This is a genomic window from Streptomyces sp. NPDC051987 (assembly GCF_040680735.1).
Classification (GTDB): domain Bacteria; phylum Actinomycetota; class Actinomycetes; order Streptomycetales; family Streptomycetaceae; genus Streptomyces.
Genome location: NZ_JBFAXI010000004.1, coordinates 149,092 through 171,980, shown reverse-complemented (window position 1 = coordinate 171,980; position 22,889 = coordinate 149,092). Strand labels below are relative to the sequence as shown.

19 protein-coding genes and 2 pseudogenes are annotated in these 22,889 nt (G+C 72.8%); 5 read left to right on the top strand and 16 right to left on the bottom strand.

The window, feature by feature from the left end:
• Nucleotides 1-22: 22 nt before the first annotated feature.
• From AB0M11_RS03760 to AB0M11_RS03725, 8 genes and pseudogenes are all read right to left on the bottom strand, one after another.
• Entirely contained in the window at nt 23-973 is a 951-nt protein-coding gene (locus AB0M11_RS03760; protein WP_365700937.1) for an ABC transporter substrate-binding protein, read from the bottom strand.
• 2 nt (nt 974-975) lie between these two features.
• Nucleotides 976-2,904, bottom strand: coding sequence for an ABC transporter permease subunit (locus AB0M11_RS03755; RefSeq protein ID WP_365700935.1), 1,929 nt, complete (start codon nt 2,902-2,904; stop codon nt 976-978).
• Between the two features lie 398 nt (nt 2,905-3,302).
• A pseudogene (locus tag AB0M11_RS03750) lies at nt 3,303-4,328 on the bottom strand (glycine betaine/L-proline ABC transporter ATP-binding protein); the annotation flags it as partial.
• A complete protein-coding gene (locus AB0M11_RS03745; protein ID WP_365700933.1) occupies nt 4,328-5,866 on the bottom strand; it encodes a GMC oxidoreductase in 1,539 nt (512 codons plus the stop codon). The pseudogene AB0M11_RS03750 and the gene AB0M11_RS03745, both read right to left, overlap by 1 nt.
• A gap of 68 nt (nt 5,867-5,934) precedes the next feature.
• The gene (locus AB0M11_RS03740) at nt 5,935-7,455 is read right to left on the bottom strand and encodes an aldehyde dehydrogenase family protein (RefSeq protein ID WP_365700931.1); all 1,521 of its coding nucleotides are present in this window, start codon (nt 7,453-7,455) and stop codon (nt 5,935-5,937) included.
• A 170-nt stretch (nt 7,456-7,625) separates the two neighbouring features.
• The gene (locus AB0M11_RS03735; protein ID WP_365700928.1) at nt 7,626-8,315 is read right to left on the bottom strand and encodes a DUF2637 domain-containing protein; all 690 of its coding nucleotides are present in this window, start codon (nt 8,313-8,315) and stop codon (nt 7,626-7,628) included.
• Between the two features lie 23 nt (nt 8,316-8,338).
• Entirely contained in the window at nt 8,339-8,518 is a 180-nt protein-coding gene (locus AB0M11_RS03730; protein WP_365700926.1) for a hypothetical protein, read from the bottom strand.
• A gap of 198 nt (nt 8,519-8,716) precedes the next feature.
• Nucleotides 8,717-9,091, bottom strand: a pseudogene (locus AB0M11_RS03725) (LysR substrate-binding domain-containing protein); the annotation flags it as partial.
• Here AB0M11_RS03725 and AB0M11_RS03720 point away from each other — a divergent pair.
• Complete coding sequence (locus AB0M11_RS03720; protein ID WP_365701004.1) at nt 9,085-9,795, top strand: MFS transporter; 711 nt, start codon at nt 9,085-9,087, stop codon at nt 9,793-9,795. The pseudogene AB0M11_RS03725 and the gene AB0M11_RS03720 sit on opposite strands and share 7 nt — an antisense overlap.
• Before the next feature lie 38 nt (nt 9,796-9,833).
• Entirely contained in the window at nt 9,834-10,520 is a 687-nt protein-coding gene (locus AB0M11_RS03715; protein WP_365700924.1) for a siderophore-interacting protein, read from the top strand.
• Between the two features lie 70 nt (nt 10,521-10,590).
• Here the strand turns inward: AB0M11_RS03715 and AB0M11_RS03710 are convergent, their stop codons facing one another.
• The 4 genes from AB0M11_RS03710 to AB0M11_RS03695 form a co-directional block, all read right to left on the bottom strand.
• Entirely contained in the window at nt 10,591-11,580 is a 990-nt protein-coding gene (locus tag AB0M11_RS03710; RefSeq protein WP_365700922.1) for a malate dehydrogenase, read from the bottom strand.
• Between the two features lie 304 nt (nt 11,581-11,884).
• Complete coding sequence (locus AB0M11_RS03705; RefSeq protein ID WP_365701002.1) at nt 11,885-12,907, bottom strand: DUF2690 domain-containing protein; 1,023 nt, start codon at nt 12,905-12,907, stop codon at nt 11,885-11,887.
• A 550-nt stretch (nt 12,908-13,457) separates the two neighbouring features.
• Complete coding sequence (locus AB0M11_RS03700; protein ID WP_365700920.1) at nt 13,458-13,928, bottom strand: DUF3017 domain-containing protein; 471 nt, start codon at nt 13,926-13,928, stop codon at nt 13,458-13,460.
• On the bottom strand, nt 13,918-14,772 hold the full coding sequence (locus AB0M11_RS03695; protein ID WP_365700918.1) for a bifunctional methylenetetrahydrofolate dehydrogenase/methenyltetrahydrofolate cyclohydrolase: 855 nt from the start codon (nt 14,770-14,772) through the stop codon (nt 13,918-13,920). The genes AB0M11_RS03700 and AB0M11_RS03695 overlap by 11 nt, the downstream gene beginning before the upstream one ends.
• A 229-nt stretch (nt 14,773-15,001) precedes the next feature.
• Between AB0M11_RS03695 and AB0M11_RS03690 the strand changes: the two genes are divergently transcribed.
• Complete coding sequence (locus tag AB0M11_RS03690; protein ID WP_365700916.1) at nt 15,002-15,592, top strand: RDD family protein; 591 nt, start codon at nt 15,002-15,004, stop codon at nt 15,590-15,592.
• A gap of 114 nt (nt 15,593-15,706) precedes the next feature.
• Here AB0M11_RS03690 and purH read toward each other — a convergent pair whose 3' ends face one another.
• Together purH and purN are read right to left on the bottom strand one after the other, a co-directional pair.
• On the bottom strand, nt 15,707-17,290 hold the full coding sequence (gene purH / locus AB0M11_RS03685; RefSeq protein WP_365700914.1) for a bifunctional phosphoribosylaminoimidazolecarboxamide formyltransferase/IMP cyclohydrolase: 1,584 nt from the start codon (nt 17,288-17,290) through the stop codon (nt 15,707-15,709).
• Nucleotides 17,287-17,916 carry a phosphoribosylglycinamide formyltransferase gene (gene purN, locus AB0M11_RS03680; protein WP_365700912.1) on the bottom strand — a complete coding sequence of 210 codons (630 nt, stop codon included), beginning with the start codon at nt 17,914-17,916 and terminating at the stop codon, nt 17,287-17,289. Before purN ends, purH begins: the two co-directional genes overlap by 4 nt.
• A 370-nt stretch (nt 17,917-18,286) precedes the next feature.
• Between purN and AB0M11_RS03675 the strand changes: the two genes are divergently transcribed.
• Nucleotides 18,287-19,081 (top strand): hypothetical protein, encoded by a 795-nt coding sequence (locus tag AB0M11_RS03675; RefSeq protein WP_365700910.1) that lies wholly within the window; start codon nt 18,287-18,289, stop codon nt 19,079-19,081.
• Between the two features lie 30 nt (nt 19,082-19,111).
• On the opposite strand, the gene AB0M11_RS03670 is transcribed toward AB0M11_RS03675, so the two are convergent.
• Nucleotides 19,112-20,881, bottom strand: a complete 1,770-nt coding sequence (locus AB0M11_RS03670; protein WP_365700908.1) for a DUF6350 family protein — start codon at nt 20,879-20,881, stop codon at nt 19,112-19,114.
• 97 nt (nt 20,882-20,978) lie between these two features.
• On the opposite strand from AB0M11_RS03670, the gene AB0M11_RS03665 reads away from it, so the two are divergent.
• Nucleotides 20,979-21,791 (top strand): sigma factor-like helix-turn-helix DNA-binding protein, encoded by an 813-nt coding sequence (locus tag AB0M11_RS03665; RefSeq protein WP_365700906.1) that lies wholly within the window; start codon nt 20,979-20,981, stop codon nt 21,789-21,791.
• 197 nt (nt 21,792-21,988) lie between these two features.
• Here the strand turns inward: AB0M11_RS03665 and sucD are convergent, their stop codons facing one another.
• Nucleotides 21,989-22,873 carry a succinate--CoA ligase subunit alpha gene (gene sucD / locus AB0M11_RS03660; RefSeq protein ID WP_365700905.1) on the bottom strand — a complete coding sequence of 295 codons (885 nt, stop codon included), beginning with the start codon at nt 22,871-22,873 and terminating at the stop codon, nt 21,989-21,991.
• Nucleotides 22,874-22,889 lie beyond the last annotated feature (16 nt).

Below are 22,889 nucleotides of genomic sequence, written 5' to 3'. Positions count from 1 at the left end.
GCCGGCACCGCGCACATCCCGGCTAGGAGAGCCATGGCCGCCATACCGACGGGTGGCTCTCCACCCACTTCTTCGCGGCCTCCTCGGGGCTCAGCTTCTGGTCGGCGATCATCAGGGAGACCTCGTCCTGGTCCTCGGTCGTCCACCGGAACTTCTTCAGGAAGGCCGCCGCCCTGCCGCCGCCGTGCGCGAAGTCCGTGTTGAGGTACTTCTGCAGCGGGGTGTGCGGGTAGGCGCAGGCGACCTTGGCCGGGTCGGCGTCGCACCCCTTCTTGTAGGCAGGCAGCTTCACCTCGGTCATCGGCACCTTCTTGAACAGCCACTGCGGCGCGTACCAGTACGTGAGGAAGGGCTTCTTCTCCTTGGCGAACTGCTTGATCTGGGTGATCTGGGCGGCCTCGGAACCGGCGAAGACGACCTGGTAGTCCAGCTTCAGGTTGCTGACCAGCGCCTTGTCGTTGGTGACGTACGACGGTGAGCCGTCCAGCAGCTGACCCTTGCCGCCGCTCTCCGCGGTGCGGAAGAGGGCGGCGTACTTGTTCAGGTTCTTCCAGTCCGTGATGTCCGGGTGCTGCTTGACCAGGTAGGTCGGCACGAACCACCCGATGTGCCCGGTGACCCCGAGTTCCCCGCCCCGGCTGATGGTCCTCTTCTCCGCCACGTACCGCTTCTCCTGGTCCGGGTGGCCCCAGTCCTCAAGGATCGCGTCGACGCGCCCCTGGCTCAGGGCGTCCCAGGCCGGGACCTCGTCGACCTGCACGGTGTCGACCCGGTAGCCCAGCTCGTGCTCCAGCAGGTACTGGGCGACGGCGACGTTGGACTGCGCGCCGACCCAGGACTGCACGGAGAGGGTCACGGTCTTCGACCCGCGCGCGTCGGCGAACGGCGAGGCCTGCTTCGTCATGTCGGCGGCCCCGCAGCCGGTGGTGAGGACGAGGACGGAGGCGGCGGCGACGAGTGTCGTACGGCGCATGGTCACGCTCCCTTCCGCGTGCGGCGTTCCGTGGGCTGGGTGACCCGGTCGAGCATCAGCCCCAGGCAGACGATGGCGGCACCGGCGACAAGACCGGTGGCCAGGTCGCCCTGGGCGAGGCCGAAGGCGACGTCGTAGCCGAGGGCGCCACCGCCCACCAGCCCGCCGATGATGACGACGGCGAGGACGAGGACCACGCCCTGGTTGACGGCGAGCAGCAGCGCGGGCCGGGCGAGCGGAAGCTGCACCTGCCACAGCTGCTGGCGCCCGGTCGCGCCGAGCGAGCGCGCGGACTCCAGGGCGGCCGGGTCCACCTGGCGCAGCCCCTGGGCGGTGATCCGTACGACGGCCGGCAGCGCGTAGACGACGGCGGCGGCGACGGCCGGGGCGCGGCCGACCCCGAAGAGCGCGACCACCGGGATCAGGTACACGAACTGCGGCATGGTCTGGAAGACGTCCAGGACCGGACGCAGCACACGCTCCACGCGGTCGCTGCGGGCGGCGGCGATGCCGGTCGCGAAGCCGAGGACGAGGGTGACGGCGACGGCCGCGAGCACCTGGGACAGGGTGTCCAGCGACGGCTCCCACACGCCCAGCACGCCGGTCGCGGCCATCGCGAGGACGGCGGTGAGCGCGGTGCGCCAGGTGCCGATCAGCCAGGCCAGGGCGGCGACCACGAACAGCACCGCCCACCAGGGCAGCCACTGCAGCCCGTCCCGGAGGGGGTCGAGGACCCAGGTGGTGAAGTGGCCCGCCCAGTCCGCCGTACCGCCGACCACCGGCACACCCGAGTACAGGTGCGCGGTCATCCAGTCGACGGCGCGGTTGACCGGTCCGGCGAAGTCCAGGGTCCAGGCGGTGGGCCAGTCGAGGCGGCCGAGGAGCCGGGCGGCGAGCGCGACGGCGACGGTGGCGCCGAGGCCGTACAGGAGGCCCGCGGCGGCCTTCCGGGTGTCGTCGCGCTCGCCCGCCGCGGCGGTGATGCGGTCCAGGACGACCGCGAGGAGCACGATCGGGATGCCGGCGGCGAGGGCCGCGCCGACGTCCACCGAGGCGAGCGCCTGGTAGACGCGGTCACCGAGGCCGCCGGCGCCGATGACGGAGGCGATGACCGCCATCGACAGCGCCATCATGATCGTCTGGTTGAGGCCGAGGAGGAGTTCCCTGCGGGCCAGCGGGATCCGCGCGGTCAGCAGCCGCTGCCGTCGGGTGGCTCCGAGCGACTCCACGGCCTCCAGGACCTCGGGGTCGGCGCCGCGCAGGCCGAGGGCGGTGAGCCGGGCCATGGGCGGGGCCGCGTAGACGACGGTGGCGAGGACGGCCGCGGGGACGCCGATGCCGAAGACCAGGACGACCGGGAGGAGGTAGGCGAAGGCGGGCAGCACCTGCATGGTGTCGAGGACCGGGCGCAGGGCGCGGTGCAGCCGGTCGGAGAGACCGGCCCCGAGGCCGAGGACGAGTCCGACGACGACGGACGCGAGGACGGCCACGACCATCAGCGCGAGGGTCTGCATGGTCGGCACCCACATGCCGAGGGCGCCGCAGGCGAGGAACGCGACGGCCGTGCCGGCGGCGAGCCGCACCCCGGCGACGCGGTGGGCGACGACGGCGGCGAGCACGGTGACGCCGGGCCAGCCCGCGGCGAGGAGGGTGAGGTAGACGGCGCGGACGGCGAGGACGACGGCCTCGCTGAGGTAGCCGAAGAAGTACAGGAAGAGGGGGTGGGTGTCGCGGTTGTCGATGACCCAGTTGCTGGCGGAGGTGAGGGGGGCGGAGAGGCTGACGGTGAGACCGCGCGGCCAGGACGCCCCGAGGGTGCCGGCGAGGGGGACGAGGATCGCGGCGGCGACGGCCAGAGCGAGGAGCTTGCGCATGGCTCGGCCGGCGGGAAGGGCCACTCGACGAGGATTCGGCACACTGATCGTCGCCATCAGACGCCCTCCGGGTTGGTGCTGGGCGCGGGGGGTGTCACTTGCCCGCGCTCGCGGGGTACCGCCGCGCCCACCCGTGCCGCCCCAGCGGCACGACTGCCCGCGACGGGGTCAGTGTCCGCAGCACCCGCGACGGGGGCAGCGTCGGCAGCACCCGCAGCGGGGACAGTGTCGGCAGCACCCGCGACGGGGTCAGTGTCCGCAGCACCCGCGACGGGGACAGTGTCGGCAGCACCCGTAGCGGGGACAGTGTCGGCGACACCCGTGGCTGGGGGCCTTTCCAGCGGGGGCCGCCCATCCCCACCCAGGGGCGCGGGGCGAGACACCGTGCGGCTCCGTCGCGTGGGCGCGACCGGCCCACCACCGCCCGCAGTCGGAGAACCGTCCGCACCCCCCTTCGCCACCACCCCGAGCAACGTGTCGGCGTCGACCACGCCGACACACCGGCCCTCCGCCACGACCCGCGCCGGGGCGCCGGTCGCCGCGACCACGTCGATCGCCTCGGCGACCGTCGCCTCCGCGCCGACCTCGGGGCCGCCGGCCTCCCCGGCCTCCCCCGCGCCCGCGGCCCGCATCGCCGTACGGACCGTCATCACCTGCTCGCGCGGCACGTCGCGGACGAACTCGCGGACGTAGTCGTCGGCCGGGGCGCCGACGATCTCCTCCGGGGTGCCCAGCTGGACCACCCGGCCGTCGCGCATCAGGGCGATGCGGTCGCCGAGCTTCAGCGCCTCGCTCAGGTCGTGCGTGATGAAGACCATCGTGCGGCCCTCCTCCCGGTGCAGGCGGACCACCTCCTCCTGCATGTCCCGCCGGATCAGCGGGTCGAGCGCGCTGAACGGCTCGTCGAAGAGCAGGACCTCGGGATCGACCGCCAACGCCCGTGCGAGCCCCACCCGTTGGCGCTGGCCGCCGGACAGCTGGCCGGGGCGGCGCTGCTCCATGCCGTCGAGGCCGACCTTGGCGACTACCTCGGCGGCCCGCTCACGTCGCTCGGACCTGCCGACGCCCTGGATCTCCAGGCCGTACGCCACGTTGTCGAGGACGGACCGGTGCGGCAGGAGCCCGAAGTGCTGGAAGACCATCGCGGCCCGGTGCCGGCGCAGTTCCCGCAGCCGGCCCTTGTCCATCGCGCGGACGTCCTCGCCGTCGATGGCGATCCGGCCGGCCGTCGGCTCGATGAGCCGGGTCAGACAGCGGACCAGGGTCGACTTGCCGGACCCGGACAGGCCCATCACCACGAACACCTCGCCCTTGCGCACGTCGAAGGAGACGTCACGGACGGCGGCCGTGCAGCCGGTGCGGCTGCGCAGCTCGGCGGGCGAGAGGGCGGTCAGCTCGGGGTCCGCCGGGACGTGTTCGGCCCTCGGGCCGAAGACCTTCCACAGGCCGTCGACGGAGAAGACAGGGGTCGTACCGCTCATCACGCACCGCCCTTCAGCAGGTCCACGGCCTTCTCGCCGACCATCAGCACGCCGATCATCGGGTTCACGGCCGGCATGGCCGGGAAGACGGAGGCGTCGGCGATGCGGATGCCGTCCAGGCCTCGGATGCGCAGCTCCGGGTCCACCACGGCGAGCGGGTCGTCGACCGCGCCCATCCTGCAGGTGCCCGCCGGGTGATAGACCGTGTGGGCGACCTTGCGGGCGTACTCGCTCAGCTCGGCGTCGCCGACGATCTCCGGGCCGGGACACACCTCGCGCTTCAGCCAGCCCGCCAGCGGCTCGGTCCGCGCGATCTCGCGGGCGAGGCTGATCCCGTCGACGAGGGTGCGGCCGTCGTAGTCGTCCTCGTCGGTGAAGTAGCGGAAGTCCAGCGCGGGTTTCACGGCCGGGTCGGCGCTGGTCAGGTAGAGGCGGCCGCGGCTGCGGGGCTTGGGGATGTTCGGGGTCATCGAGACGCCGTGCGGGGGGCGTTCGTAGCCCAGTCGCTCGGGGTTGTCGGTGAACGGGATCTGGTAGAAGTGGAACATCAGGTCCGGGCCCGTGAGTTCGGGGTCGCGGCGGACGAACAGGCCCGCGTCGGAGTCCATCGCGGAGTTCTCCGGGATGGGGCCGTTCGTCTCCCAGACGATCACCGACTCGGGGTGGTCGAGGAGGTTCTCGCCGACGCCGGGCAGGTCGTGCGCGACCGGGATGCCGAGGGCTTCGAGGTCCGCCGCCGGGCCTATGCCCGAATGGAGCAGCAGGCGCGGGGAGTCGACGGCGCCCGCGCACACGACGACCTCCTCGCGGGCCCGTATCAGCAGTTCCGCGCCGTCCTTGGTGCGGACGTGCACCCCGTCGGCGCGGCCGTCGTGCAGCTCCAGCCGGTACGCCCAGGTCTCCAGGAGGACGTGGAGGTTGGGGCGCTCGTCCAGCACCGGGTGCAGGTAGGCCACCGACGCGCTGGACCGCTTGTTGGTCTCGGGGTGGTAGGCGAGGTCGAAGAAGCCGACGCCCTCGGTGAACGGCTGCCGGTTGAAGCCCTCCACGCGCGGGACGCCCAGCGCCCGCTGGGCCGCGTCGACGAAGTCGCGGGCGATGGCGTTCCGGTCCTTCTCGTCGACCGGGACGATGTTGTTGAGGAGGCGGGCGTAGTAGGCCTCCATGGGCACCGCGCCCCAGCCCTTGGCCCCCGCCTCCTCCCACTCGTCCCAGTCGGAGGGCAGCGGCTTGAAGGCGATGAGGGTGTTGTGGCTGGAGCAGCCGCCCAGCACCCGGGCGCGGCTGTGCCGGATGTGGGAGTTGCCGCGGGGCTGCTCGGTGGTCGGGTAGTCGTAGTCCAGCTCGCCGCCGAGCAGGCCCATCCAGCGGCGCAGGGTGAGGACGTCGTCGCGGCCGACGTCGCTGGGGCCGCCCTCGATGACGGCGACCGTGACGTCCGGGTCCTCGGTGAGGCGGGAGGCGATGACGGAACCGGCGGTTCCGCCGCCTATGACGACGTAGTCGAATTCCTGGGGGCTCGGGGTGTGATCGGCCATGGGGTGGTTACTCCTGGGGGGTGGGAGAACGGGGCGGAGCTGGTTCGCCGGCCGGGCGTTGTGGGGGCTCAGCCGGCGAACCAGCGCACCGGCTTCGGCGCGAGGTTCTGGTAGACGTGCTTGGTCTCCCGGTACTCGGCGAGCCCGGCGGGTCCCAGCTCGCGGCCGGTCCCGCTCCGTCCGAAGCCGCCCCACTCCGCCTGCGGGAGGTAGGGGTGGTAGTCGTTGATCCAGACGGTGCCGTGCCGCAGCCGACCGGCGACCCGGCGGGCCTTCCCGGCGTCCGCGCTCCACACGGCGCCCGCGAGGCCGTACTCGGTGTCGTTGGCGAGGGCGACCGCCTCGTCCTCGGTGCGGAACGTCTCGACGGTGAGGACCGGGCCGAAGACCTCCTCGCGTACCACCCGCATGCCGCGGTGGCACTGGTCGAGGACGGTGGGCTCGTAGAAGTAGCCGGTGGCCGGGCGGACGGCGGACGGCTCGGGGCGCTTGCCGCCCGCGCGCAGCACCGCGCCCTCCGCCAGCGCGGACGCCACGTACGCCTCGACCTTGGCGCGCTGCTGCTCGGAGACGAGCGGGCCGCACTCGACGCCGTCGGCGGTGCCGCGGCCGAGCCGGATCCGGGCGGCGCGGCGGGCGAGTTCGGCGACGAACCGCTCGCGCAGCGGCTCCTCGACGATCAGCCGGGCGCCGGCCGAGCAGACCTGCCCGCTGTGCACGAAGGCCGCGTTGAGGGCCTGGTCGACGGCGGTGTCGAACCCCTCCCGCGTGGCGCAGGCGTCGGCGAAGACGACGTTGGGATTCTTGCCGCCCAGTTCGAGGGCGACCTTCTTGACGGTGGGCGCGGCGGCCTGGGCGACCTTGGTGCCGCTGGCCAGGCCGCCGGTGAAGGAGACCAGGTCGACGCCGGGGTGCTCGGCGAGGCGGGCGCCGACGGTGTGGCCGGGACCGGTGACGAGGTTCGCGACCCCGGCGGGCAGTCCGGCCTCGGTCAGCAGACCGATCAGCGCGACCGTCGTCAGGGGGGTGAGCTCGCTCGGCTTGACGACGAACGTGTTGCCGGCCGCCAGCGCCGGAGCGATCTTCCAACTCGCCTGGAGCAGCGGGTAGTTCCAGGGGGTGATCAGGGCGCACACGCCCACCGGTTCGGATACCACCACGCTGTGGATGTCGGCCGATCCTGCGTCGACCACCCGGCCCGCGCCCTCCGCCGTCACCAGGTCGGCGAAGTAGCGGAAGGCGTCGGCGACGCAGTCGATGTCGACGCGGCCCTCCTCGACGGTCTTGCCCGCGTCCCGGCTCTCCAGCAGCCCGAGCTGTTCGCGGTCGCGCACGAGGAGGTCGGCCACCCGGCGGAGCAGGGCGGCGCGCTCGGCGACGGGGGTCCGGGGCCAGTCGCCGGTGTCGAAGGCGCGCCGGGCGGCGGCCACCGCCGCCTCGGCGTCCTTCTCGTCACCCTCGGCCACCACGGTGAAGGGCAGGCCGTCCGCGGGGTCGATGATCTCGCGTGTCGCGCCGGAGACGGCTGCCAGCCACTCGCCTCCGACATGGATGGTCGCTCGTGCCGTACTGTCCGCACTGTCCGCCATGATCGGTATTGCCTTCCGTTCCTGTTCGGTGCCCCTGGGTGACCAGCACGTCACCCTCGGGGACCGCCAGCACCTGCCCTCGGTCTCGGATTGCATGCGCAATCGTCGGCCGAAAGTGTGCGGCGTCACGGAACAGTCGGACGGAGAACGACAAACCGGTCAGGACGGATTCAGGCCGTGGCGCCCGCCGATTCGGTGGACACGGCGTGCCGGGGCCGGTTCTTGGTCGAGATCTGACCCACGAGCTCCCAGAAACAGACCAGGGCGGTGACGGGCGGAATCCCGAAGATCACTAACGACAGCAGCGCGTGGGACGAGTGACTGATGCACAGGGCGACGGCCACGACGGAGGCGGCCAGCACGACGCACCAGGACCGCCGCGCGCTCCGGCGCTGCGCGGTGGCCCGCAGGACGGACAGCGCCGCCACGAACCACGGGCCGTAGACGGTCAGCGGCCAGTACCGGGCCAGCCCTCCGGGGAGCACCGACGAGGCGATGCCGCGCAACTGCGCGTAGGAGTAGCAGACGGACCAGGCCAGCATGAACACCGCGCACAGCGAGACGGCCACGATCAGGAGCGTGATGTGCGTGAAGCTGCGGCCGCCGTCGAGCAGGTGGGAGTCGTGGCGGACCCGCCGGCGGCTGCCCCGGCGCTGGGCCGGCACGTCGAGGAGCGTGGAGGCCGCGGTCACACTGGTCGGTGCGGACAGTATCTGCGCCAGCTCCTCGACCGGGTCCCAGTCGTTCGGCGCGACGTCCGGCTCCGGGACACCCCAGGTGTGGTCGTAGAGACCGGGGTGATCGTAGAAGCCGGTGTGGTCGTAGAGCCCCGGACCTGAGTCGTGCTGAATCCCGTCCATCGATTTAACCTCCGCACCCTGTCTCAGGACGCCGCGTACAGATCCGCCAGGGTCCGCCGATATTCGATTTCCATCGCATTGATTCTCTTCAGGAAATCATCGAGCAGGTCCGAGCATGAGGTGATATCCATACCACCCGGCCAGCGGAGCACGGTTGTCGGATGATCTTCGGTTGTGCACCAGTCCAATCGCGTCACGGTCACCTAACGACCGGCGCGCGGGGCGGGGTTTGGAGCGTTCGGGGGAATTCAGTCACCCGGAAGAGAAGCCGGGGCAGAAATTCTGAATATGCGGGAGATTACCCTCCGTGAATACTGCAATTAAACGAATGACGATCTGACCGGTGCCGAGCGGCCCCGCACCACGCCGGAAACGGCCCCCGCGCCGCACTCCGCCGGCCGTCAGCCGACGGCCAGCAGCTCCCGGACGCAGCCGCGCAGCCAGGCGTGCGCCGGGTCGGCGTCGTGGCGGGGGTGCCAGGCGAGGCCGATGGGGATCGGCGGCAGCGGCAGCGGGATCTCGAAGGTGATGAGGCCGAGGGCGGTCGCCAGTGGGGTCCCCCAGGAGCTGATCAGGCCGATCAGGTCGGAGTCGCGCAGCACGAACAGGGAGCCCGGGAAGGTGCCGACGGTGCCCACCACCCGGCGTTCCAGGCCGAGTTCGGCCAACGCGGCGTCGACGGGGCCGTGCAGCCTGCCGCGCCGGGAGACGTTCAGGTGTCCGGCCGCGGTCGCGAACCGCTCGGGCGTCAGCTCGCCCGCCAGCAGCCCTGCTCGTCCTGTGCGCCTGTGTGCTGGTCGCGCAGAGCATGGTCGCCGCCGTCAACCTGCTCATACCCGAACTGGCCGCGTCGTCCCTGCACCCCTCGCACAGCGAGATCCTGTGGACCGTCGACGCCTACGTCATCGCCTTCGCCGGTCTGCTCATCCCGGCCGGCGCGCTCGGCGACCGGTACGGCCGCAAGGGCGCCCTGCTCGCCGGGCTCGGTCTGTTCGCGGCGGGCGCGGGAACCAGCGCGCTCGCGCCGGACCCCGCCGTGCTGATCGCGGGCCGCGGCCTGTCCGGCGCCGGGGCCGCCCTGATCGGCCTCGGGCTGCTCGGCGCGTCCACCGTCGACGCGGCCACGCCGTACTGGACGTACGCCTGCTGGCTGCTGGTGATCTCGGCCGGCACCGGGCTGTCCATGCCCGCCCTCACCCTCGGCGTGGTCGGCTCGCTCCCGCCGCACCAGGCGGGGCTCGGCTCGGGCCTCGGCACCACGGCCCGGGAGACCGGCGCCGCCCTCGGGGTCGCGGTCACCGGCACGATCCTGTCCGAGCACGGTGATCTCGCCTCCGGCATGGGTCCGGCGCTGCGCACGGTCGCGCTGCTGGTGCTCGCGGCGACGGCGCTCGTGGTGGCGGGTCACGGCGGCCGCACTCCGACACGCACTATCGCGTCCGGCCCGGAACGCGTACTGTCGCGTTCGTCCGGCGCCTGAGCAACTCCCCCCGCACCACAGCCCGTTGAGGAGCCCCGATGCCCGCCCTGCTGAACCCCGTCCTCGACCTGCTGACGCTGCGCGGCACCGTCACCGAGGCCGAACAGATCACCGCCCGCATGCGCCGGCTGCGCATCGACGGCGACCGGCTCGCCGGCCTCGACGTCCGGCCCGGCCAGCAGGTCCGGGTCCTGGTCGCCGGCCTGACCCTGCGCACGTACTCGGTCTGGCGCTACGACCCGTCCGGCGTCGTCGAGCTGTGCGTCCTCGACCACTCCGAGGGCGGTCCGGGCGCTCATTGGGGCCGGACCGTCCGGGCGGGCGAGCAGGTGCGGCTGCGCGGGCCCGAGGGCACCTTCACGCTGCGTCCCGACGCCGCCCACCATGTGTTCGTCGGCGACGAGACGGCCGCGGTCGCCTTCGGCGCGATGCTCGCGGCGCTGCCCGAGGAGGCCCGGATCTCCGGCTGTGTCGAGACGGAGACGGCCGCGGACCGGCTGCCCCTCCCGTACGCCGAGCGCCTCGACTGGGTGCTGCGCGCCGAGACCTCGCTGCCGGAGGCGGTACGGCGGCTCGCACCCGAACCCGGCGGGATGGCGTATGTCGCCGGGGAGGCGCGGGCCGTGCAGGCGGTGCGGAAGGTGCTGGTCCAGGAGGCGGGGTGGGACCGGCGGGCGGTGCTCACCAAGCCGTTCTGGACACCGGGCAGGCGCGGGATGGAGTGACGCGGCGGACGGCGGCGGGCCCCGCTCCGGAGGAGTCCGGAGCGGGGCCCGCCGGGGTGGTACGGGAGGCTCAGATGAGGCCGAGGGCGCGGACCGCCTCGCGCTCCTCCGCCAGCTCCTGCACCGACGCGTCGATGCGGGCGCGGGAGAAGTCGCTGATCTCCAGGCCCTGGACGATCTCGTACTGTCCGTCCTTGGCGGTGACCGGGAAGGAGGAGATCAGGCCCTCCGGGACGCCGTAGGAGCCGTCCGACGGGATGCCCATGGAGGTCCAGTCGCCGTCGGCGGTGCCGTTGACCCAGGTGTGGACGTGGTCGATGGCGGCGTTGGCGGCGGAGGCCGCGGAGGACGCGCCACGGGCCTCGATGATGGCCGCGCCGCGCTTGGCGACGGTCGGGATGAACTCCTCGGCCAGCCACTTCTCGTCGTTCACGACCTCGGCGGCGTTCTTGCCGGCGACCGTGGCGTGGAAGATGTCGGGGTACTGGGTGGCGGAGTGGTTGCCCCAGATGGTGAGCCGCTTGATGTCGGCGACCGTGGAGCCCGTCTTCTTCGCGAGCTGGGTCAGCGCGCGGTTGTGGTCGAGGCGGGTCATCGCGGTGAACCGCTCGGCCGGTACGTCCGGGGCCGCGGCCTGGGCGATCAGCGCGTTGGTGTTGGCCGGGTTGCCGACGACCAGGACCTTGATGTCGTCCGCGGCGTGGTCGTTGATGGCCTTGCCCTGGGGCTTGAAGATGCCGCCGTTGGCCTCCAGGAGGTCACCGCGCTCCATGCCCTTGGTGCGGGGGCGGGCGCCGACCAGCAGCGCGACGTTGGCACCGTCGAAGGCGACGTTCGGGTCGTCGGAGATGTCGATGCCCTGCAGCAGCGGGAAGGCGCAGTCGTCGAGCTCCATGGCGGTGCCCTCGGCGGCCTTGAGCGCCGGGGTGATCTCCAGGAGGCGGAGCCGGACCGGCACGTCCGCGCCGAGCAGCTGGCCGGAGGCGATGCGGAAGAGCAGGGCGTAGCCGATCTGGCCGGCCGCGCCGGTGACGGTGACGTTCACGGGAGTGCGGGTCATGGCGTTCTCCGTATGACAGCTGGCGGTGGGCGTCCTTGCCCTGGGTGCCCTGGGGTGCGGACGTACAGATGATCGATCTCTTGGTATCAAGAGATCCACCGGTCAGGCTATCGCGCATCAAGGATGCCGCAGAGCGAGGGGTCGGTGTGGCTCGCCCCACAAAAGAGGCGGCCGCCTGCCGGGAGAGGTGGGGCAGGACGGCCGCCGATCGGGGGTACCGGATCCCGGACTCCCGTGGGGGGACATCCTTCGCGTGCCCACGAGGCAGACGGCCATTCCTGCGCGCCACCGCTTTCTCTGCCCGTTACGGTGTGCAGCCCTGCCGGCCCGACGCCAGCGTGGTGCAGGCCTTCGCCGCCGTCGCGTCCCGCACCGCCACCATCGGCGTGTAGGCGATCGTGTCGCCGGTGGCCGTGATGGAGCCGCGCTCCGTCCTGGTGCCGGCCGTGACCCGGACCGAGTCGCCCTGGGCGGCCCCGGTGATCCGGCCCCACGCGGCGCCGCAGGTTCTGCTGTAGCGGACCTCCAGGGTGGTCGCGCCGACCGTGACGGTTCGGGCGGTGGTCGCGAGGTCGCCGCTGCACCCCATGGCCTCCGCGTCCTTGCCGGTGCAGCCGGCGCCCGCACACTTCACCCCGGCCGGCAGGTCGCCGCTGGTGCCGGCGGACGCGGTGGCCGAGGCGTGGGCCTTGCTTGTCCTGCCGCCCCCGTCGCCTCCGGTGAAGAAGAGGACCCCGGCGATGACCACGGCCATGCCGACGGCTCCGGCGAGGAACATCGTCAGCCGCCGCCTGCCGCCGCCCGGCGCGGCCGACGGCGGGGGTGTGACCGGGCCGCGGGAGCCGGAGCCCTCGCGGCGGTCGGCGTCGGGGGCCGTCGGCTGGGGCGGGATGGTGGGCGAGACCCCCGCCGGTCCGGCGATCCCCGGCATCGCCACGGCCCCGCCCGCCCGGCGCGGCGCCCTGCCGTCGGCGGCCGTGGCCGCGGAGGCGGCCGGCGGCGCCCCGAACTCCCCGAGCGCTGCCCGCGCCTGGGCGATCCGGATGGCCTCCATGGTCCGGTCGTGGCGCATCTCCGAACGGCTCCAGGACCGTTCGGCCAGCTCCCACATGGTCGTGAGGTGGACGGGATCGGTGCCGGTGACCTCGGCGAGCGCGACCACCGCGCCCTTGGGCGCGAGCAGACGGCCGTTGAGGTAGCGCTCCCAGGACGACCTGGCGTAGCCGGTGCGGTCGGACAGTGCCGCGACGCTCAGGCCGCCGCGGTCCACGAGCCGACGCAGCTGGGTCGTGAACTCCGCCACCTGCGGATCGAGTTCATCCGGCAGAGGTTTCCACCGAGACATTGCTTCCCCCCACTCCTTCCGCGTTTCCCCGTACGCGCGGCGCCCCCCCCGCGGCGGCCCCCGTTGTGGCTACCCACCGAAATGCGGCATCCCCGGAGCACAGTCCCCGGTCAGGGGGCGCACAGGAGCACCGGTCCGCCCGGCAGCACCGTCGCACGCCGACCGTCGTACGGCCCGACGGGCCGCCGGCTCGTCGGGCCGCCGGCTCGTCCCGATCGGAGACGTTAGCCCGGCTGTGGGCCCGCTTCGTGACATATCCGCGAACTGTCAACACATCGACACACCGGTCATCCGGCCGTGACCTCGCGGTTCACAGACCGCCCAGCCGACCCGGGAGTCACGGCGGGCGGCCGGACGCTTCCCGCAGGCCGTGGAGTGCGGGCGGCCCGTAGCGGAACGGTCACCTCTCTGCCACAGCCGACGGACAGCCGTCGAACAGCCGCCGCCCGCTGGGAAGGCTGGTTCCGGACGGCGGCCCGTCCTGCTCGGGGGAGGGGACGGGCCGCCTTGTGGCCAGGTCACGCCGGACGGGTCAGTTCCGCATCGTGAAGTGCAGGGTGTCCTTGAGGAAGGGGATCACCAGCCACGGCTTCGGCTGCGCCATCAGCGCCAGCAGCACGATCGCCAGGCCGAGCACCCCGTACGTGACGATGTCCGTGAACCGCGACCGGACCGCCAGCATCCCGACGCTCGGCACTGTCCACCGCATCACCGCCCCCGCCAGCAGCGCCGCCCCGATCAGCAGCGCCCCCACCCGGAACTGGTCCAGCGAGGTCAGCAGCAGCCCGACCCCGACGGTCGCCAGGACGACCAGCAGGGGCCACTGGCGGGCCGGCGCCGGCAGATCCCCGGACGCGGCCCTGCCGCCCCCCTCGGGGCGGGCCGTGTCCCGGGTGAAGAGCGGGAAGCGGCGCGTGGTCCGCCGTGGCCGACCCTCCGCGTCCGGGGCGCTGATCGCGTCGCGGACGGTCGGCTCGTCGTCGTGCGCCTGCTCAGCCGACACTGCGCTCCGCCGCCTCGACCACGTTGACGAGCAGCTGAGCCCTGGTCATCGGCCCGACACCGCCGGGGTTCGGGGAGAGCCACCCCGCGACCTCGGCCACCCCGGGGTGCACGTCCCCGACGATCTTGCCGTCGGGGTTGCGGGAGACGCCGACGTCGAGCACGGCGGCGCCCGGCTTGACGTCCTCGGGACGGATCAGGTGCGGGGAACCGGCGGCGGCGATGATGATGTCGGCCCGCCGCAGATGCGAGGCGAGGTCCCGGGTGCCGGTGTGGCACTGGGTCACCGTGGCGTTCTCGCTGCGCCGGGTGAGCAGCAGCGGCATCGGGCGGCCGATGGTCACGCCCCGGCCGACGACCACGACCTCGGCGCCCTTGATCTCGACGCCGTAGCGGCGCAGCAGGGTGAGCACGCCGTTGGGGGTGCAGGGCAGCGGCGCGGGCTCGCCGAGCACCAGCCGGCCGAGGTTCGTCGGGTGCAGGCCGTCCGCGTCCTTGTGCGGGTCCATCAGCTCCAGAATGCGGTTCTCGTCGATGCCCTTGGGCAGCGGGAGCTGGACGATGTAGCCGGTGCAGGCGGGGTCGTCGTTGAGTTCGCGGACGACGGCCTCGATCTCCTCCTGGGTCGCGGTGGCCGGGAGTTCACGCTGGATGGAGGCGATGCCGACCTGCGCGCAGTCGCGGTGCTTGCCGGCGACGTACTTCTGGCTGCCGGGGTCGTCCCCGACGAGGATCGTGCCGAGGCCGGGCGTGACGCCCTTCTCCTTCAGCGCCGCCACGCGGACGGTCAGATCGGACTTGATCGCGGCTGCGGTGGCCTTGCCATCGAGAATCTGGGCGGTCATGGCTCCATCCTCCCGGATGGCGGCCTCCCGGTTCCAGTCGGGTGCGCAGTCATGATCAATCATGTTGCACTTGCACAACACATGGTTAATCGGACTGGACAACATCTCGCACGTACTTGAACATAAACCGCGCAGTATCGCGGTCGGTGGGGGGCAAAACCGCTCAGTTATTGACGTACCTCCGTCCTTGTCCGCGTCGTCCCCGCAGGCCACACGGAGGAAACCCGTCATGAGTTTCGGCGCGCCGAACAACCCCTACGGTCAGCCGCAGGACCCGCAGCAGGGGCAGCCCGGCTACGGCTACCCGCAGCAGCCCGGCTACCAGCAGGCCCCGCAGGGCGTGCCGCCGCAGCAGGGCTACGGCTACCCCCAGCAGCCGGGCTACCCGCAGCAGGGCGGTTACGGCTACCCGCAGCAGGGGTACGGCGCGACGCCGCCGTACGCGAACTGGGGTCAGCGCTTCGGCGGCACGGTCGTCGACGGCCTGGTCTTCCTGGTGCCGTACATCCTGGTGCTCTTCAGCAGCAAGGCCGCGGTGCTGGGCGTCATCGGCGGCCTGGGCATCCTCGGCCTCGCGATCTGGCAGCTGATCATGGAGGGCCGCACCGGCCAGACCATCGGCAAGAAGGCGCTGGGCATCCGCCTGGTCAAGGAGGACACCGGTCAGCCGATCGGCGTCGGCATGGCCTTCGTGCGCCGTATCGCGCACTTCCTGGACAGCCTCGCCTGCTACCTGGGCTGGCTGTGGCCGGCGTGGGACGCCAAGCGCCAGACCTTCGCGGACAAGGTCTGCGGCACGATCGTGATACGCAGCAACTGAGCGTCCGCCGTAGCGCCCAGGGCCGTGTCCCCCCGTAAGGGAGGACACGGCCCTGGCGTCTGCGCCGTCCGGTGCCGCCGGCGTCTGCGCCTTCCGCTGCGGCTGCCGCGGCGCTCAGTGGAAGAAGTGCCGCGTCCCGGTGAAGTACATCGTCACGCCCGCCTTCTTCGCGGCCTCCACGACGAGTTCGTCACGGACCGAACCGCCCGGCTGCACCACGGCCTTGACACCGGCCGCGGTGAGGATCTCCAGGCCGTCGGGGAACGGGAAGAACGCGTCGGAGGCGGCGTAGGAGCCGCGCGCCCGCTCCTCCCCCGCCCGCTCGACGGCGAGCTTCGCGGAGTCGACGCGGTTGACCTGGCCCATGCCGACGCCGACCGAGGCGCCGTCCTTGGCGAGCAGGATGGCGTTGGACTTCACGGCCCGGCAGGCCTTCCAGGCGAAGGCGAGCTCGGCCAGCTCCTCCGGGCCGAGCGCCTCGCCGGTCGCGAGGGTCCAGTGGGCCGGGTCGTCGCCTTCGGCCTGGAGGCGGTCGGTGACCTGGAGCAGCACACCGCCGTCGACGGGCTTGACCTCGACGGGGTTCGCCGGGGCACCCGGTGCCTTCAGGACGCGGATGTTCTTCTTCTTGGCGAGCGCTTCGAGGGCGCCGTCCTCGTAGTCGGGCGCGACGATGACCTCGGTGAAGATCTCGGCGACCTGCTCGGCCATCTCCCGGCTCACCGGCCGGTTGACGGCGATGACCCCGCCGAACGCGGACAGCGGGTCGCAGGCGTGCGCCTTGCGGTGCGCCTCGGCCACGTCCGAACCGACCGCGATGCCGCAGGGGTTGGCGTGCTTGATGATCGCGACGCACGGCTCGTCGTGGTCGTACGCGGCACGGCGCGCGGCATCCGTGTCCGTGTAGTTGTTGTACGACATCTCCTTGCCGTGCAGCTGCTCGGCCCTGGCGAGGCCGCCGCCGCTCGCGTCGACGTAGAGGGCGGCGGGCTGGTGCGGGTTCTCGCCGTAGCGCAGGGTGTTCTCGCGCTCCCAGGTGGCGCCCAGGAAGTCGGGGAACCGCGACTCGTCGACGGGGGCGTACTCCGAGGCGAACCAGGAGGCCACCGCCACGTCGTAGGCCGCCGTGTGCTGGAAGGCCTCGGCGGCGAGGCGCTTGCGGGTGACGAGGTCGAAGCCGCCCTCGGCGACGGCCCGGAGGACGTCGGCGTACCGCTGCGGGCTGGTGACGACGGCGACCGAGGGGTGGTTCTTGGCCGCGGCGCGGACCATCGACGGGCCGCCGATGTCGATCTGCTCGACGCACTCGTCCGGGCCGGCGCCGGAGGCGACGGTCTCGCGGAACGGGTAGAGGTTGACGACGACGAGGTCGAACGGCTCGACGCCGAGCTCCTTCAGCTGCTCGCGGTGGCTGTCCAGACGCAGGTCGGCGAGGATGCCGGCGTGCACCCTCGGGTGCAGGGTCTTGACCCGGCCGTCCAGGCACTCCGGGAAGCCGGTGAGCTCCTCGACCTTGGTGACGGGGACGCCGGCGGCGGCGATGCGGGCGGCGGTGGAGCCGGTGGAGACCAGTGCGACACCGGCCTCGTGCAGCCCGCGGGCGAGCTCTTCGAGCCCGGTCTTGTCGTAGACGCTGACGAGCGCGCGACGGATGGCCCGCTTGCCGCTCTCGGCCGTGACAGTGCTCTCGGCGGTCACTGGATAACTACCTTTCGTCCCTCAATGCGATAGCCGTTGCGGGCGATCCGCCCCACGACCTCGACGAGCAGCCTTCGCTCGACTTCCTTGATGCGCTCGTGCAGAGCGCTCTCGTCGTCCTCGTCCCGGATCTCCACCACGCCCTGAGCGATGATCGGCCCGGTGTCGACGCCGTCGTCGACGAAGTGGACGGTGCAGCCGGTGACCCGGGCGCCGTACGCGAGCGCGTCCCGCACGCCGTGGGCCCCCGGGAAACTGGGCAGCAGGGCGGGGTGCGTGTTGACGGTCCGCCCCCCGAAGCGCGCCAGGAACTCCTTCCCGACGATCTTCATGAACCCGGCGGAGACCACGAGGTCGGGCCGGTGGGCGGCCACGGCCTCGGCCAGCGCCCGGTCCCACTCCTCCCGGGTCCCGAAGTCCTTCACTCTGGTCACGAACGTCGGGATCCCGGCCCGCTCGGCACGCGCGAGGCCCTCGATGCCGGCTCGGTCGGCACCTACGGCGACGACCTCGGCGCCGTAGGCCTCGGCGCCGTGCTCGGCGATCGCGTCGAGGAGCGCCTGGAGGTTGGTGCCGGATCCGGAGACCAGCACGACGAGGCGCTTGGCCACGGGCTTGGCGGCCACGGTGGGGCCCTTTCTCGGGGGAGCGTCGGTACGGCGGCCGGCCTCGTACCCGCTTTGTACATTCGTACGAGTGCTTCGCGCCCCGGGATACGGGGAAGTCTACGAAGCGGCCGACCGTCAGCAACGATACCGGCACACCGGGCGGCCCCCACGGGACGGGGGCGTGGCCGAAAGGTAGCGTCTGGGAGGTACCGAGGCGGGAACGCGTCCGGGATACGACGCGTTCACGGGGTAGGCGGTCGTTCCGGCTGCCGTGCCGACCCGCCGCGGACATCCGCCGCACCCAGCCGTATCAGACCGTATCCAGCCCTGTTCGACCGATTTATCAGCTCTGTTCCGTTCATTTGATCTAGGGGAAGACGCTCAGTTGATGCCGGACCGCAGCCTGGGACTTCATATCCTCCCCCCGCAGTCGGTACAGGAGGGGACGCGTTCCGTCGTGCTGCTGCGGGAGCGGCCGGCCTCACCGCCGGACGCGCCCTCGGACCGGCCGAAGGGCGACCAGCAGGACGACCGGCGCGGCGACCAGCAGGACGACCGGCGGGACGACCAACGGGACGACAACCCCTTCGCCCCGCCGCCGGAGGGCACGCCGGACACCCCCTGGCGGCCGCGCCGCCCGGCCGGGGACGACGACCAGGGCGCGGGGGCGCCCTGGGGCAGCCAGTGGAGCGACCGCCAGCCCGGCCGGCAGTCCGGCGGCTTCGGCGAGCGTCCCGGCGGCGGTCCGGGCGGCGGCCAGAACGGCCCCGGCGGGCCCGTCGGCCCCGGCATGCGGTTCGACCCGGCCGACCCGGCCCAGCGGCGGGCGCGGTACGCGCTGCTGTGCGGCATGTGGGCCTTCCTCTTCGCGCTCTTCAGCTGGCCGTACCTGGCGCTGCTGCTCGGTGCGCTGGCCCTCTACTGGGGGGTCAGCGCACTGCGCACCAAGCCCCGCGGCCCCGAGGAGGCGGCCGACGGGCGCCCTCAGACGACGGCGGCGATCAGCGGCCTGGTCACGGCGACCCTGGCGCTGGCGCTGGTGGCGGCCAACTTCACGGCGCAGATGGTCTACCGCGACTACTACACGTGCGTCACGGACGCCCTCACCAACGAGGCCAAGCAGTCCTGCGACCATCTGCTGCCGCAGGAGCTGCGGGGCGTCCTGGGGAGCGGGAACAGCTGAAAGGGCGGGGGCGGCGTCGGTCCCGGAGGTTCAGGGACCGTCGGGATCCTCGGCCGGCTCGGACAGCTTCCGCAGCGCGGTCCAGCGGGCCCTGCGCGCCGCCTCGTCCTCCCAGGAGCCGGGCAGCCCGTCGTGGGGCTGGACCGGGAGCGCCTCGTAGCGCTCGGAGGCGTCGCCGTCCGCGGCGTCGGGCGACAGCCCGTCCACGATGATCGAGGCCGGTGGCGGTTTCCGGGCGGGCGTCGCGGCGGGGTCCGCAGCCCAGGCCCACGGTGATCCCGGCGCCGACATCGACTCCGACGGCGACTCTGACCCCGACTCCGACGCCGACGCCGACGCCGACGCCGACGGCATGTGACTCCCCGGCTCCCTTCCCGGCTCCCTCTCCTGCCCGCTCTTCCGGTCCGCGGCCCGGGGCTCCCCCGGCCCGCTCCTGGCGAACCCCAGCCACGCGGCGAGCGAGGCGGCCCCCTCCCGGCGCCAGGCCTGCAGCCCGACAGCTGCCGGTACGCCCACCGCGAGGAGCCAGGCGCCGGTCGCCGCGCCCGTCTGCCACCAGACCGGGCCGAAGCGGGTGAGCGCGGCGACGCCCAGCGAGCCGCCGGCCAGCTCCGCCGACACCGCGAGCAGCAGCGCGCCCAGCAGTGCCGCCAGGGCCGCCACCCCGGCCGTGCGCCCGGCCGGCCAGTGCCGCCGGGCCGCCCGCGCCGCCACGAACCACGCCACCGTCACCCCGGCCGCCACCGGCACCACTCCGGCCAGCCAGTGCACCGGAGTTCCGGGCCCGTGCCGCGGCACGGCCGCCAGCAGCGGGAAGGGCGGGAGCAGCGGTGCCGGATCCGAGCCCAGGGGGTTCACCAGGTGCCCGGCACCGAGCGTGAAGCCAGGGCCCAGGGCGTACGACGCCGACCACACCGCCGCGTTCGGGATCAGCGAGAGGCACAGGAACAGGACCGCGCACCGGCCCGACCAGCCCTCCGTCAGCTGCAGGAACGACGCCCGCGCCGCCTCGCCGTGGGTCACCAGCGACACCGCGAGCAGCAGCGCTCCGCCGCCGAAGAGCACAGCCGTCCCGGCCAGGGAAGCGCGCAGGGCCGTACCCCACCGCACCCGCGTGTCGCGCCCTAGCAGCCGCCGCCGTACCGGGTCCGCCAGCAGCACCACCAGGTTCGGCAGCGGTTCACGCGGACGGCCGTACGCCGTCCACACCCCGGCGCCCGCCGCGGCCGCCGCGAGCAGGGGCAGACACACCGCCACGGACGGCCACTGGGGCCGCAGTTCGCCGCCGGCCGTGTACAGCGCGGCGCACCCGCCGACGCCGAGGTAGCCGGCGACGACGCCGGTCCAGGCGGTGCGGGCACGGACCGGCGGTGGCGCCTCGGCATCGGCGCCGTCCGGCGCGTCCACCGCGTCCCGGGCGCCCCGGTACACCAGCAGCGCCGGCACCGCGAGCAGCAGCAACGGCGCCATCCCGACCGGGGCCGGCACCCCGGACAGCGTGTCGGTGCGGACCAGGGCGACGCCGTGGGCGAGCAGCCAGAGCGCCGCCGCGGTGTGCGTGGCGCCGCCCGGCCCGCTGTCCGGGTACGGCGAGCTGACCCACAGGGCGATCGTCAGCACGGCGAACGCTCCCAGCCCGAGCCCGGCCGCGAGCGCCCCGGCCGCCAGGCTCGCGGCCAGTCCCGGGGAACGGTCGCGGACCCTGCCGAGCAGCCGCGACAGCGACGGTCGGCGGAACGTCAACGACGGTGGGCGGGGCCGCGACGGTCGGCGGGCGGTCATCCGGATCACGACCGCCATGTTCCCAACGACACGCGCCTTTCCGTCGTAACCGACGAACAGCCGAAGTGTCGCCCAATATATGTTTATGTGTTTTTTTCCGAGTGAGGTGCGCCCGATGACCCAGAGCCCCCCACTGACGCCCGCTCAGGCCTTCGACGCGCTCTACGCGTTCTGCGCCCCGGCCCTGGTACGGCAGGCCTACCTGCTCACCGGCCGCCGGGAGCTGGCGCAGGAGGCGGTCGAACGGGCCTTTCAACTCGCCTGGCAGAACTGGCCGCAGGTGGCCCGCGACCCTGACCCGGCCGGCTGGGTGCGGGCGGTGGCGCACGAGTGCGCGCTCTCTCCCTGGCACCGCTTCCGGCTACGCCACCGCCACCCCGAGCCCCCGCCGACCGACGCGGCCGACCGCGCCCTGCTGGACGCGCTGCTGAAACTGCCGCCCACCTACCGGCGCACGCTCCTGCTGTACGACGGCGTCGGCCTCGATCTGCCGGAGACGGCGGCGGAGACCGAGGCGAGCACGCCGGCGGCGGCCAACCGGCTGACCCGCGCGCGGCGGCTGGTCGCCGACCGGGTGCCGGAACTCGCCGACCCCGCCGCGCTGCACCGCCGGCTCGCCGAACTGGCCTCGGCGGAGGGGCTGCGGGCGGCCCAGCCGCCGACCGTGCGGACGTACGCCGAACGGCAGACGCGGTTCTGGACCCGGTCCGCGCTCGCCTTCACGGCGACGATCATCGCGGCGACCACGCTCACGCTGCGGACGGCGCCGACGCACTACGAGGCCCCGATCGGCCCGGCCCAGGCGATCAGCGGGGTGCCGGCGGAGGTGGGGCTGGGGCCGTTGTCGGCGGGGGAACGGGCGTTGCGGCTGAAACTGCAGCAGCTTGCTCACAACGGCCCGGAGAGACTGGTGCCGGTGCCGAGGTAGTGCGGTCGGGTGCGGCCCGGCAGGGGCTGGTCGCGCACTTCCCCGCGCCCCTTGCGGGGCGCTGCCCCGCCGCGGCCTCCATACGTCCTCCGTACGCAGCCGCGGGCAGTCGTGCCGCTGGGCGAAACGCCGGTAGGCCCGCCCCACCCCGGGGACGGGCCTACCGGCGTTCAGTCGACCGGCGTCGGGAACGACACTCAGCCGGCGAGGATCTCGCGGGCCAGCTTCGCCGTCTCCGTCGGGGTCTTGCCGACCTTGACGCCCGCGGCCTCCAGGGCCTCCTTCTTCGCCTGGGCGGTGCCCGACGAACCGGAGACGATGGCGCCGGCGTGGCCCATGGTCTTGCCCTCGGGCGCGGTGAAGCCCGCGACGTAACCGACGACCGGCTTGGTCACGTTCTTCGCGATGAAGTCCGCGGCCCGCTCCTCGGCGTCGCCGCCGATCTCACCGATCATGACGATCAGGTCGGTGTCGGGGTCGGCCTCGAACGCGGCGAGCGCGTCGATGTGCGTGGTGCCGATGATCGGGTCGCCACCGATGCCGACGGCGGTCGAGAAGCCGATGTCACGCAGCTCGTACATCATCTGGTACGTCAGCGTGCCGGACTTCGAGACCAGGCCGATACGGCCCGGCTTGGTGATGTCGCCCGGGATGATGCCGACGTTGGACTGGCCGACGGTGATGATGCCGGGGCAGTTCGGGCCGATGATCCGGGTCTTGTTGCCCTTCTTGCCGGCGTACGCCCAGAACGACGCCGAGTCGTGCACGGCGATGCCCTCGGTGATCACGACGGCCAGCGGGATCTCGGCGTCGATGGCCTCGACGACCGCGTCCTTGGTGAACTTCTCCGGCACGAAGATGACGGTGACGTTGGCGCCGGTGGCCTCGATGGCCTCCTTGACCGTGCCGAAGACCGGTACCTCGGTGCCGTCGAAGTCGACCTTCTGACCGGCCTTGCGCGGGTTGACGCCGCCCACGACGTTGGTGCCGTCGCCCAGCATGAGCTTGGTGTGCTTCATGCCAGTGGCGCCCGTCATGCCCTGGACGATGACCTTGCTGTCCTTGTTGAGCCAGATAGCCATGGTGTGTTGTGTCCTC